The following is a 12,594-nucleotide window of genomic DNA, read 5'->3' as shown; positions in this document are numbered from 1 at the left end:
ACCGCCACAAATTCAGAGAATATTTTCCCGATAAGGATACAGCATGAAAATCCGTTACCCCATCAGGGATGAAGACGGAAAAGAGTTTCGTCCCATGGATGAGATAATGCAGCTTATTGACGCAGAAGCATACGGAACTTGGCTGCTTTTTGACTCGGTACAGACGGTGGAAGACACGGCTGAATGGAAGGTCAGTGCTGGAACGCCTGTCGGTTTTATGGGATGTGAGGAATACCCCGGCAGGGAGAGCACTCAGGCTGAGCGCGAGTGGTTTGTCCATCTTGAGGTCCTGAGCGCAGACCCGAGGATGCCGGCGTTTTTAGGCAACCCGGAAGGGGTGAAGGGGGGAAAAACGGACGGTTCTGGTGTAAGAAGCCCGTATGAAGGGTGGGTGTCGGAAGCCTTTGATTCAGTCAGTCGTGCAGCAGAGCAGGGAGATGAATGGTACGAACAGGTGCCGCCCTTTTACCGTGAGCTGATGGTAAAGATGGACAGCGACCAGGGAGGAAAAGTGACGAAAGAGGAGATAAGGAACGTACTTGGCAGTCCAAAAGTACTTTCAGGGAAAACAATTGTATACAATAAAAAGGATGCGACTTACTCTATTTAAAATAGAAAAGTATCAACAAAATAATATAGTGGTTTTTGAAAATATACTAAATCTTATTCCTGATACTGAAAATTTATCAGAATTTAGTTGTTTTTATACTTTTCAGAGAACAGAGGGCGGATCGGTAATGTTAATTGATGTTAACTGTGCGGGGTAATTAAATCAAGAGGACCATAACAAGTATTTAGATATTAACAATGTGATATGGTTTTATAGTAACGTTTCAAACATTGATGTTTTTGGAAAGCTGTGAGTGAAGCATAATATGCTCGCTCTGCCTCAACAGAAAGAATATGCCCAAGCTGGACGCTCTCTGTTTTTGGGGTGAACAATCTGTTGGGCACGATGTCCTCCTCTCCCCAAAGGGGCGAGGAGGCTCGGCTGGAGCGAGCGTTACCCCGCGCTCAGCTTATCAAACTCTTCACAGCCGGTATCGAATCCTTCCGTACAGCTCAGATTCAGCCAGTGCAGTGCCTTCTGTTTATTCTTCACGATAAAACCCTGCTCACCGTTTAAGAACATCATCCCGGCCCAGTATTCGGAATAACCGGTGCGGGAAATGGCAGAGCTACGTTTGAAATACCACGTCGCTTTCTCATCGTCTGCGGGAATACCCACGCCGTTGGCGTAAATCAGCCCAAGCAGCATTTGCGCGTCGACGGCGGAGTCGTTTTCCAGGTCCTCGGAGGCGTTTTGCAGCAAGGTAATGGCTTTGGGGTAATCGGTGTGTCCAGCCTGAGTATTGACCAGAATACGCGCCAGCGTAATTTCCCCGGTTTTACTGCCTGCCTGGGTCGCTTTTTCCGCCAGCGTTTTGGCCTGGGGGTAATCCAGACTGACCGGATTGGTAATCTTAATCTGTGCCAGCAATGCGTAAGCATCGGCATCACCATTGTCGGCGGCTTTTTGCGCCCAATATTCCGCTTTACCCAAATCGCCTGAGCTAAACCAGGTATCAGCGAGGAAATATTGTGCACGTCGGTCTCCGGACTCGGCGGCTTTCAAAAACTGACTACCGGGCTCTTCGGCATGGACAAAGCATGTCATTAACACCATCAAGGCGAAAAGTCGTTTCATCTTATATTTAGATTTAGTGTAGGGAATGAACAGTATAGAGAGATTATGTGCATAAAAAAACGGCCTCCGAATGGAGGCCGTCAGGGGAAGCTTAACCCATCGCGCTTTCGCGCAGGCTGGCTTTCAGCTTGGTGTACTCATCAATGACATACTGCTCGGCAGCGCGCTGATCGGCAATGCGTTCAACGTTTACAGCACAGTACTTGTACTCCGGCGTTTTGGTAATTGGACTTAAGTTCTCGGTTACCAGTTCATTACATGCGCCAATCCACCACTGGTAGGTCATGTAAATCGCGCCTTTGTTTGGACGATCGCTGACTGCCGCACGGGTAATGACCCGGCCTTTACGCGAGTTCACCCACACCAGCTCTTCATCCTGGATGCCCAGGCGTTCTGCGTCGGCGGTGTTGATCTGGGCATAGCCCGGTTCATCCGCCAGCGCGGCCAACGCCGCACAGTTACCGGTCATCGAACGGCAAGAGTAGTGGCCGACTTCACGCACTGTAGACAGTACCATCGGGTACTCCTCAGTGAGTTTGTCGATTGGCGCTACCCAGTCGCAGGTGAAGAACTGCGCCAGGCCGTTCGGGGTGTCGAACTTCTCTTTGAAGAGATAAGACGTACCCTGGTCGGCTTCTGAGGTGTCGCGGCAAGGCCACTGGATATAACCCAGTTCGCCCATTTTCTCGTAAGTGGCACCGTAGAAATCCGGGCACAGATGACGCAACTCGTCCCAGATTTCCTGGGTGTTGTTGTAGTGCATCGGGTAGCCCATACGGGTGGCGATTTCACTGATAATCTGCCAGTCCGTTTTCAGATCCCACTTCGGCTCAACGGCTTTAAAGAAGCGCTGGAAGCCACGGTCAGCTGCGGAGAATACGCCTTCATGCTCACCCCATGACGTAGACGGTAAAATAACGTCTGCGGCAGCGGCAGTTTTGGTCATGAAGATATCCTGCACGATGACCAGTTCCAGATCCTCAAAGCCTTTGCGCACTGCGGAGAGTTCAGCATCGGTTTGTAATGGATCTTCACCCATGATGTACGCCGCGCGTACTTCGCCATGCGCTGCACGGTGCGGCAGTTCGCTGATGCGATAACCGGTATGAGCAGGCAGACTTTCCACGCCCCAGGCTTTAGCGAACTTCTCGCGGTTAGCCGGATCTTTCACATACTGATAGCCCGGATAAGTATCCGGCAGCGCGCCCATGTCACATGCGCCCTGAACGTTGTTCTGCCCACGAACCGGGTTAACGCCCACGCTCGGCTTACCGAGGTTGCCGGTCAGCATTGCGAGGCTGGTCAGTGAACGCACGGTTTCCACGCCCTGATAGAACTGGGTAACACCCATGCCCCACAGGATGGCCGCGCTTTTCGCCGTGGCATACATACGTGCAGCCTGACGAATATCCTGCGCGCTAACGCCAGTGATATCTTCGACGGACTCCGGCGTGTAGCCTTCGACGATCTTGCTGTACTCTTCGAATCCTTCCGTACGGGAGGCGACGAACGCCTGGTCGTACAGTTTTTCTTCGATGATGACATGACCCATAGCATTGAGCAGCGCGATGTTCGAGCCGTTTTTCAACGCGATGTGCATGTCGGCAATACGCGCGGTTTCAATTTTGCGCGGATCGCAGACGATGATTTTCGCCCCGTTACGTTTAGCATTAATCACGTGATTCGCCACGATCGGGTGGGAATCCGCCGGGTTGTACCCGAAGATGAATACTAAATCTGTGTTATCAATTTCATTGATAGCATTACTCATTGCGCCGTTACCGACCGATTGGTGCAGACCTGCAACCGATGGGCCGTGTCAGACGCGAGCGCAGCAGTCAACGTTATTGGTACCAATAACGGCGCGCGCGAATTTTTGCATTACATAGTTGGTTTCGTTACCTGTACCGCGAGATGAACCGGTCGTCTGAATAGCGTCCGGGCCGTACTTCGCTTTGATGGCGCTCAGGCGATCGGCGACGTAATTCAGCGCTTCATCCCAGGAAACAGATTCCAGTTTGCCGCCACGCTGGCGACGGATCATAGGGGTTTTCAGACGAGGGGTCAGGATCTGGGTATCATTGATAAAATCCCAGCCATAGTAGCCCTTCAGACACAGGGTACCCTGGTTGGTTTTCCCCTGCGCCGCTTCAGCCCGGACGATTTTGCCGTTATCGACCACCAGGTTGATTTTGCAACCTGATGCGCAATATGGGCAAACCGTGACGACTTTTTTCATCGGTCTCGCTCCAGTTAATCAAATCGCGCATACGCGCTTGTCGTTTTTGTTATGCATCTTTTATGCCATGTTTTTATCAGGGGCATTAGTCGATATTACGGGCGAATTTTGCGCAAAACCCTGACGAAAAACAGGCTGTCGTCATATTTGACGTGACGAATCTCCAATACGTGACGCCCCGGCAGTGTGACCGAGGTTATGTTTCCCGCACATCCTTGTGCCTTATCGCTGTCACTCTGTGCAGAATCAATCACACTCATTTAAGTTGGCCAGAAATGGGGAGAAACAATGAAGCCAGCCATACTGGTTGTGGATGATGACATCGCTGTCTGCACGCTTTTACAGGATGTGCTGAGCGAACACGTCTTTACGGTGACCGCCTGTCACACCGGGCAGGAGGCGCTGCGCTGCATTGAGACTCAGCCGGATATCGCTCTGGTATTACTGGATATGATGTTGCCCGATACTAACGGCCTGATGGTGCTACAACAGGTGCAGAAGTTGAGGCCCGGATTACCGGTGGTGATGCTGACCGGGCTTGGCAGCGAGTCGGATGTGGTTGTTGGACTGGAAATGGGGGCTGACGACTATATCGGTAAGCCGTTCAATGCGCGGGTGCTGGTGGCTCGGGTAAAGGCGGTGCTCAGACGCGTTGGCGTGTTAACGGCAGAAAGCGGCGGCCCACAGACCACGGGGCTTTCTTTCAATGGCTGGCATCTCGATACCGCCGGTTGCCAGCTGCATAATCCCCAGCAGTTGAAGGTGGAGTTGACGCAGGGGGAATACAGCCTGCTGTTGGCGCTGGCCCAAAATGCCCGGCGGGTGCTGAGCCGGGAACAGCTGCTGGAGCTGACGCGCAGCGACAGCGTTGAGGTGTTTGACCGCACTATTGACGTGTTAATCATGCGGCTGCGGCGAAAAATAGAGAACAACCCGCACCAGCCAATGTTGATCAAAACCCTGCGCGGGCTGGGTTATGTGTTTGCCGCCGACGTGCAACATCACGATAAGGCGGCGTGATCGTGTGCAGTTGCCGGATGCGGCGTAACCGCCTTATCCGGCCTTGTATTATCCTCTCTGTGCAGAGAGGGCCGGCCAGTTCTCCCTGCCATGCCGTCCGCATGCCGTATCCGGCCTTAGGTTAACAACCTGTATTGTAGATTTATGCAGCGGACTGCCGTTCTCCACAAGTGACAAACCGGACAGTATCATGGACCGGTTTTCCCGGTAATTCGCATTCACAAGGTTGGTCTCACTATGGAACAGGAACTTCATTTTATCGGTATTGACGTCTCTAAAGCCAAGCTGGATGTCGATGTGCTGCGTCCCGATGGCCGTCACCGCAGTAAAAAATTTGCGAACACCCTGAAGGGCCACAATGAACTCCTCCACTGGCTCAACAGCCATAACGTGGCGCCGGCGCATATCTGTATGGAAGCCACCAGTACGTATATGGAAGACGTGGCCGCCCATCTCAGTGATGCCGGATTCACCGTCTCCATCATCAATCCTGCCCTCGGCAAAGCCTTCGCACAGAGCGAGGGGCTGCGCAGCAAAACCGATGCCGTTGATGCCCGCATGCTGGCAGAGTTTTGCCGTCAGAAGCGCCCGGCAGTCTGGGAAGCTCCGCATCCGGTTGAACGGGCGTTACGGGCACTGGTGCTGCGCCATCAGTCACTGACGGATATGCGTACGCAGGAACTGAATCGCCTGGAGACAGCACGTGAGGTACAGCGTCCAAGTATCGACGCTCATCTGCTGTGGCTTCATGCCGAAATTAAACGCATCGAAAAGCAGATAAAGGACCTGACGGATGACGACCCGGACATGAAACACCGCAGGAAGCTGCTGGAAAGTATCCCGGGTATCGGGGAAAAGACGTCGGCGGTGCTGCTGGCTTATGTGGGACTGAAGGACAGGTTCAGCCAGGCGAGACAGTTCGCCGCCTTTGCCGGTCTGACACCGCGCCAGCATGAATCAGGCAGCAGCGTGAGGGGAATGAGCCGGATGAGTAAAAGCGGCCATGTATCCCTGCGCAGGGCTCTGTACATGCCAGCGATGGTGGCAATAAGTAAAACGGAATGGGGGCGGGCGTTCCGCGACCGTCTGGCAGGAAACGGTAAAAAAGGGAAAGTGATAATAGGCGCAATGATGCGCAAGCTGGCGCATGTGTCTTACGGTGTACTGAAATCAGGTGAGCCGTTCGATGCGTCGAGACATGGGGTGATAACAGCCTGAAGGGAAGATGAATCAGGAAAAAACAGCGCCTGACGGCGCTGTGACTGGTCGTGCCTGCTATCCGTAACCGCGGAACCTGAAAAGGCTTGCAGGCGAAAACAGTATCTACAAAAACGATAACGACCCCGTAGGCCTGATAAGCGCAGCGCACCAGGCATATTTCCGGACGATGCGGTCGTAGGCCTGATAAGCGTAGCGCATCAGGCGTCAGCCATTTCTGCTTTCAACTCTGCCAGCGTCTTCGCGCCATCTATCGCATTCGCGCACAGCAAGCTTGCCCGCGCACAGGCGTGTGCCAACCTGACGCTGTCCGTCAGCGACCAGCGCTCATGACAGCCATACAAAAATCCAGCGCAAAACGCATCTCCCGCTCCGACGCTGCCAACGATCTCCTCCTGCGCCAGGTACTGCGACGGGATCCAGACGCCCGGCAGATCCGGTGCTTCACCCCAGGCACCTTCCGGACAGTGGATCACCACCCGCTGGCGTACACCTGCATTCAATAATTCGCGTGCGGCGGTGGCGATGTGCGCAATATGCAGTTCGCCGTTGGGCTGGCGGATCTCCAGCCCGCTGAACTCGCCGGCTTCCAGCTCGTTAATCACCAGATAGTCTAGATGGCGCAGGGCTGGCATCACCAGCGGTTGATAGCGCGGGTCGCCCTTGCGTGAGACCAGATCCAGCGACGTTTCAAAGCCGTTGTCGCGCATTTGCGCCAGCAGCCGTGCGCTACGCGTCCCGAACTCCTCATCCGGCATGTCCAGACTGTCGAGCAGCAGCAGATATCCCAGATGGAAGATTTTCATCGAGGTATCCAGTTGCTCAAACGCAGGCAGATCGAGTAGCCGATTGGCACCGGGCGAGTGGAAAAAGGTGCGCTGACCGCTGGGATCGGTCATCACCTGCGACATCGACGTGGGGGCGAATGTGGTGCGCTGCACGTGTTGGCGATTAACGTGATACTGCTCCAGCATCGCCATGATGTAGTCGCCGTCGCTGTCCTGACCGATTAACCCCACCGCCTGCAACGGCAGCCCAGTGTGCATTTTTGCCAGCGTCAGCAGCACATTAAGCGGCGCACCGCCCGTGGCGCGTTCGCTACGGGTGATTTCCGCCAGCCAGCCACGTTCCGGCCACTGCACAATTTGATGCACGTGATCGACCAGCATGTTGCCTGCGGCGATAACGCCTTTGCGTTCCATCAGACCCGTCCCGCGCTGCCAAAAATGCGCATCTGTTCCGAAACGGTATCGGTAATGGCCTCTTCAATGCCGAGCAGCAGTTCGGCGAATTCGTCGTACAGCGGCTGGCGATTCGCCATCCGTGTTTCTACCGCCGACAGCGCCGCCTGCGACATGCCGGTATAGAAGTTGATTTTGTGAATGCCGAGTTCAATCGCGCGCTTGAAATCGTCGTCGCTAATGCCGGAGCCGCCGTGCAGTACCAGCGGGATTGCCGCCTGCTGGCGAATGGCGTCCAGACGCGGGAAGTCGAGCAGCGGTTCGCCTTTGTATTTGCCGTGGGCATTGCCAATGGCGACCGCCAGCGCGTCAATCCCGGTTCTGTCGACGAAATCACGCGCCATCATCGGGTCGGTAAACAGCGACTCGTCGGCATGGCCGTACAGCGCGCCGCCCTCATCACCGCCCACCGCACCCAGTTCGGCTTCCACCGACACGCCGACGGCGTGGCACATCTTCACCACTTCGCGGGTCTGGCGGATATTTTCTTCATACTCCAGCGTGGAGCCATCGAACATCACTGAACTGAACCCTAAGCGTAGTGCCCGAACTACCGACTCAAAGTGCAGGCCGTGGTCAAGGTTTAGCACCACCGGAATGTCATGCCGCGCGGCTTCGAACTTGACCGCTTCGACCAGAGAATCCAGCGAGATATATTTAAAATGTACTTCGGCGATATTGATGATAAACGGCGAACGTTCCTGCTTTGCCGCGGCAAACAGCGCGCGAAGGAAGTGTGAATCCAGAACATTAAATGCCCCTAAGGCATAGTGATGCTCACGGGCATGTGCAAGACCATCAGCGAGAGATATCAACGGCATAATGCGCTCCTTGGTTAGCGGAACAGGCGATATTCGTTACACAGCACCAGCTGCGCCGGCTCGTCTTCTTCAATGTCGTTATAGCGGGCGATCGGTTGCAAAAAGTGGTTATCGTGGTCGTCGTCATTAACAGAAGAAACCTCGCCGACCAGCACGTCGCCAAAACCTTCTTCCGCCCAGAAGCTGTGATACAGGCCCGGCGGCAGGCAGATGCTTTCACCCGGCGTCAGGCGTAACTGACTGCCCGCTGCATGGGTTTGCCGACAGCCGTCAATCACTACGCTGACGTCGGTCTCCTCCGTTTGTTCCCGGATCCCCGCATTCCACAGTTCCACAATTAAATTGCCGCCGCCGCGATTGATAATGTCTTCGCGTTTGCGCCAGTGAAAATGCATCGGCGTGACCTGCGCATCGCGAACATGCATGATTTTCTCGGCGTAGCATTTCTCGTAAGGCATGCCTTTCGGCGAGCCATTACGCAGAGTGAACAGCGTTAACCCTTGCGCGGCAAAATTGTTGCCGCCAAATGCGGTGACATCCCAACCGAGCTTAAGGTCGAACACTTCGCTCCAGGCTGCAGCATCAAGCTTGCGCCATTGGGTCGGGGGGAAGCTGGCAAAAGGGGGGAGATGCACGTCGTGCTGAGAGAAAAACTGGCGCGTGTGGCCAAGGATCTCGTTTATTGCGGAGCGTTTCATCGGCTGAATCCTCCTTAATATAATGCCGGATGGCACCGCGCTTATCCGGCCTACAAATTCATAGCGATCTTGTAGGCCGGATAGGGCATTTTTGCCGCCATCCGGCGTTGTTGTGGCGGGCTATTTAACCGTCCAACCCTTATAACTGCCGACGTTGTTTTTATCGATCATCGTCACCGGGATCAGTACGGGTTCTTTCGGGGCGGGTTTCCCCTGCAATATGTCATAGCCGATTTCGACCGCTTTGGCAGCCATCACCTGCGGATCTTGTGCCGGAGTCGCCACAAATAGTGAGTTTTCGCGCTTCAGCGCTTCTTCACCGTCCGGGGATCCATCTACGCCGACAATAAAGAATTCGCTACGCTGCGCCTGTTTTGCCGCCAGATCGGCACCGATCGCCGTCGGATCGTTAATGGCGAATACGCCGTCGATCTTCGGATTCGCCGCCAGCAGCGCGGTCATGATCTCCAGCCCGCCTTCACGACTGCCTTTGGCGTTTTGGTTATGCGACAGCACCTTGATGTCAGGGTGGCGTTTAAACTCAGTCTGGCAGCCTTCCACGCGGTTCTGGACGGCGGAAACCGGCGGCCCGTTGATGATGACGACGTTGCCTTTGCCTTTCAGGCGGTCGGTAATGTATTTACAGGCCATTTCACCTGCCTGGGTGTTATCGGAGGTAATGGTCGCGTCTGCGCCTTCCGCTGCCACGTCAACGGCAACCACCACGATCCCGGCGTCTTTCGCGCGTTTTACCGCCGGGCCGATGCCTTTGGAGTCGGCAGCGTTAAGGATAATCATGTCGACTTTGGCGGCAATAAAGTTGTCGATCTGCGACACCTGTTGCCCCAGATCGTAGCCGCTGGAAACCAGCGTTACTTTAACGCTATCACCTGCCAGCTTGCGTGCTTCCAGCTCCGCGCCTTTGGTGATCTGCACGAAGAACGGGTTGGCCAGATCGCCCACCGTAACGCCGATCGATTTCAGTTCTTTTGCCTGCACAAACGGAGCTGCAGCAAGCAGGGCGCCAGCACAGAGCGCGGTTACTAATGGCTTCAAACGCATACTCGTTTCCTCACGTAGGGTATTGTTGTTATACGCCTGATGGCGCTGCGCTTATCAGGCCTACGAATGAGTAGGCCAGTAAGCTTGTCTATGCACTTTGATGGTGTCGGGTACGGTATTTGTCGATCAGCACCGCTATGATGATCACCGCCCCTTTGATCACCAGTTGCCAGAAATAGGAGACGCCCATCAGCGTCATGCCGTTATTGAGCGTGGCGATTATCAATGCCCCCACCAGCGTGCCGGTGATGGTGCCGATCCCGCCAACAAAGCTGGTGCCGCCGAGGATCACCGCCGCGATGGCGTCCAGCTCGTAACCCATGCCTAAGTTGCCGTTGGCGCTATACAGCCGCGAGGCGCTCATCACCCCGCCAAGACCTGAGAGCAAACCGCTCATGCCGTAGACGAACAGCAGCACCAGCCACACTTTGATCCCGGTTAAACGTGCGGCCTGCATATTGCCGCCGACCGCGTAGATATGAACGCCGAGCGTGGTGCGGCGCAGAATGAACCAGCACACCACCACCACCGCCAGCGCAATGACTACCAGCCACGGAACCGGGCCGAGATAGTTGTTACCGATCCACTCAAAGCTGATATTGGAGTTAATCACCGTTGTACCGTCGGCCAGCAGATAGGCCGCACCGCGCAGCGCTGTATAGGTTCCAAGCGTGACGATAAACGGCGGTAGTCCGGCAAAAGCGACCAGCGCGCCGTTAAACAATCCCAGCACCAGACCGAGCATCAGCGCCGCCGGAATCGATAGCATGGCAAGCTCAGGAATAAGAGAAACGACCATGGCTGCGACAGCGGTGGTACCGAGAATCGAGCCAACCGAGAGGTCGATCCCGCCGGTCAAAATAATGAAGGTCATGCCAGCCGCCAGCACGATGTTGATCGAGGCCTGACGGGTAATATTCAGCAGGTTACTTTCGGTAAAAAAGTTAGGCGCGATAAAGCCAAATACCGCCACAATCAGGATGAGAATCGGTAAGATGCCGACCGTTTGCATCAGATCGCTCATCAGCATTTTTTTTGCGGAGGCGGATTTCGCCACCTGCTGGGGAGTGGTTGGATTATTCATGGGGCACCGCCTGATGGTGGGAGTCGTTCACGCCGGTTGCCAGCGTCATAATATTTTCCTGGGTAATACTTTGTCCGTTCAGCTCGCCGGCAATACTGCCTTCCCGCATGACGTACACGCGATCGCTCATACCGACGACTTCCGGCAGCTCGCTGGAGATCATCAGGATCGCTACGCCTTTGCGCGCCATATCGTTCATGATCCGGTAGATCTCGCTTTTGGCACCGACGTCCACGCCGCGCGTGGGTTCATCGAGGATCAAAATACGTGGGCCGATCGCGACCCAGCGTGAAATCAGCAGTTTTTGCTGATTTCCGCCGGACAGCCCACCCGCGCGTACCTGTGCGTGCGGCACACGGATGTTGAGCAACTTGATGGCGTCATCGGAAATAGCCTGCGCCTTTTTGCGATCGAGCATGCCCCAGTTGGCGTCACGCTCCAGCGTTGCCATGGTGATGTTTTCTGCCGCTGCCAGCTCTAAAAATAATCCCTGTTCTTTGCGGTTTTCCGTCAGAAAGCCAATGCCGTGGTCAATCGCCTCGCGCGGGGAGTGGATCACTACCGGTTCACCGTCTACTTCAATCATGCCGCCGATGGCTTTACGCACGCCAAAAATAAGCTGAGCCAGTTCAGAACGCCCGGCACCGACTAGCCCGGCCAGGCCGACGATCTCCCCGGAGCGCACCAGCAAGCTGCACGGCTGGACTTTATGGCCGTCGGTCAGGTGATGAACATTGAGGCGTGCTTTACCTAAGGGAATATCGCGCTCTTTGTTGAACAGATCGCTCAACGGACGGCCCACCATCATGCGTACCAGCTCCGAGGCGTTGAGCTTGTCGCGGGTCAGGCTGCCAACATATTGCCCATCGCGCAGGACGCTGACGCGGTCCGAGAGTTCGTACACTTCCGCCATGCGGTGGCTAATGTAGATAATCGCCATCCCCTCATCGCGCAGGCGCATGATCAGTTCAAACAGGCGGTGAGTTTCACGTGAGGAGAGGGCGGCGGTGGGTTCATCCATTACCAGAATGCGGCTGTTACGGTGCAGGGCGCGGGCAATTTCCACCTGCTGCTGTTCGGCGATGGTCAACGTCATCACACGGTCGCTGGCCTTAAACTGGGCGCCGAGTCGGTCGATGACTTTCTGCGACTGCATGACCATCTCTTTACGCTGGACCAGCCCGCCGCGCGACAGCTCGCTGCCAAGAAAGATATTTTCCGCTACCGTCAGGTTCGGCGCGAGCTGCATCTCCTGATAAATCAGCGTGATGCCTGCGCTAAGTGCATCTTTGGGACCGCGAATGTGAAACGGCTGACCGTCAATCAGGATCTCACCGCTGGTGGCGGTATAGGCGCCTGCGAGGATCTTCATCAGGGTGCTCTTCCCCGCGCCATTCTCGCCCATCAGGGCATGAATCTCGCCCGGCCAGACCGTTAAATCGACCCCTTTCAGCGCGTAAAATTTGCCAAACGCTTTAGCAATGTTGCGCATCTCCAGAACCGGTGTCCTGCTCATGGCGGATC

General features: G+C 55.2%; 11 protein-coding genes. 3 read left to right on the top strand and 8 right to left on the bottom strand.

Annotated features, from left to right (window positions below; all coding sequences use genetic code 11):
• The first annotated feature begins 43 nt into the window (after positions 1–43).
• Positions 44–610, top strand: a complete 567-nt coding sequence (locus tag C2U43_RS29865; RefSeq protein WP_233899555.1) for a hypothetical protein — start codon at positions 44–46, stop codon at positions 608–610.
• Positions 611–1,003: 393 nt separating this feature from the next.
• On the opposite strand, the gene yjcO is transcribed toward C2U43_RS29865, so the two are convergent.
• Both yjcO and fdhF read right to left on the bottom strand, forming a co-directional pair.
• Complete coding sequence (yjcO, locus tag C2U43_RS23725) at positions 1,004–1,687, bottom strand: Sel1 family TPR-like repeat protein YjcO (protein ID WP_103285879.1); 684 nt, start codon at positions 1,685–1,687, stop codon at positions 1,004–1,006.
• Positions 1,688–1,778: 91 nt separating this feature from the next.
• A complete protein-coding gene (fdhF, locus tag C2U43_RS23720) occupies positions 1,779–3,926 on the bottom strand; it encodes a formate dehydrogenase subunit alpha (protein WP_081305660.1) in 2,148 nt (715 codons plus the stop codon).
• A 288-nt stretch (positions 3,927–4,214) separates the two neighbouring features.
• Here fdhF and C2U43_RS23715 point away from each other — a divergent pair, with 288 nt between their 5' ends.
• Together C2U43_RS23715 and C2U43_RS23705 are read left to right on the top strand one after the other, a co-directional pair.
• Positions 4,215–4,946: a response regulator gene (locus tag C2U43_RS23715; RefSeq protein ID WP_048236333.1), complete on the top strand. Its 732-nt coding sequence runs from the start codon at positions 4,215–4,217 to the stop codon at positions 4,944–4,946.
• Between the two features lie 237 nt (positions 4,947–5,183).
• Positions 5,184–6,164, top strand: a complete 981-nt coding sequence (locus C2U43_RS23705; RefSeq protein WP_103285878.1) for a transposase — start codon at positions 5,184–5,186, stop codon at positions 6,162–6,164.
• Positions 6,165–6,364: 200 nt separating this feature from the next.
• On the opposite strand, the gene C2U43_RS23700 is transcribed toward C2U43_RS23705, so the two are convergent.
• The 6 genes from C2U43_RS23700 to C2U43_RS23675 form a co-directional block, all read right to left on the bottom strand.
• A complete protein-coding gene (locus C2U43_RS23700; RefSeq protein ID WP_103285877.1) occupies positions 6,365–7,369 on the bottom strand; it encodes a carbohydrate kinase family protein in 1,005 nt (334 codons plus the stop codon).
• Complete coding sequence (locus C2U43_RS23695; protein WP_008786944.1) at positions 7,366–8,226, bottom strand: ketose 1,6-bisphosphate aldolase; 861 nt, start codon at positions 8,224–8,226, stop codon at positions 7,366–7,368. Before C2U43_RS23695 ends, C2U43_RS23700 begins: the two co-directional genes overlap by 4 nt.
• Positions 8,227–8,240: 14 nt before the next feature.
• On the bottom strand, positions 8,241–8,924 hold the full coding sequence (locus tag C2U43_RS23690; RefSeq protein WP_032942114.1) for a D-lyxose/D-mannose isomerase: 684 nt from the start codon (positions 8,922–8,924) through the stop codon (positions 8,241–8,243).
• A gap of 120 nt (positions 8,925–9,044) precedes the next feature.
• A complete protein-coding gene (locus C2U43_RS23685) occupies positions 9,045–9,986 on the bottom strand; it encodes an ABC transporter substrate-binding protein (protein ID WP_003826688.1) in 942 nt (313 codons plus the stop codon).
• A gap of 88 nt (positions 9,987–10,074) precedes the next feature.
• Positions 10,075–11,070, bottom strand: coding sequence for an ABC transporter permease subunit (locus C2U43_RS23680; RefSeq protein WP_008786947.1), 996 nt, complete (start codon positions 11,068–11,070; stop codon positions 10,075–10,077).
• Positions 11,063–12,586, bottom strand: coding sequence for a sugar ABC transporter ATP-binding protein (locus C2U43_RS23675; RefSeq protein WP_003844755.1), 1,524 nt, complete (start codon positions 12,584–12,586; stop codon positions 11,063–11,065). Before C2U43_RS23675 ends, C2U43_RS23680 begins: the two co-directional genes overlap by 8 nt.
• Between the last annotated feature and the right edge of the window lie 8 nt (positions 12,587–12,594).

Origin of the sequence: Citrobacter freundii complex sp. CFNIH9 (assembly GCF_002903305.1) — a bacterium.
Taxonomy (GTDB): Bacteria; Pseudomonadota; Gammaproteobacteria; order Enterobacterales; family Enterobacteriaceae; genus Citrobacter; species Citrobacter portucalensis.
This window is presented reverse-complemented; position numbering and strand designations above follow the sequence as displayed.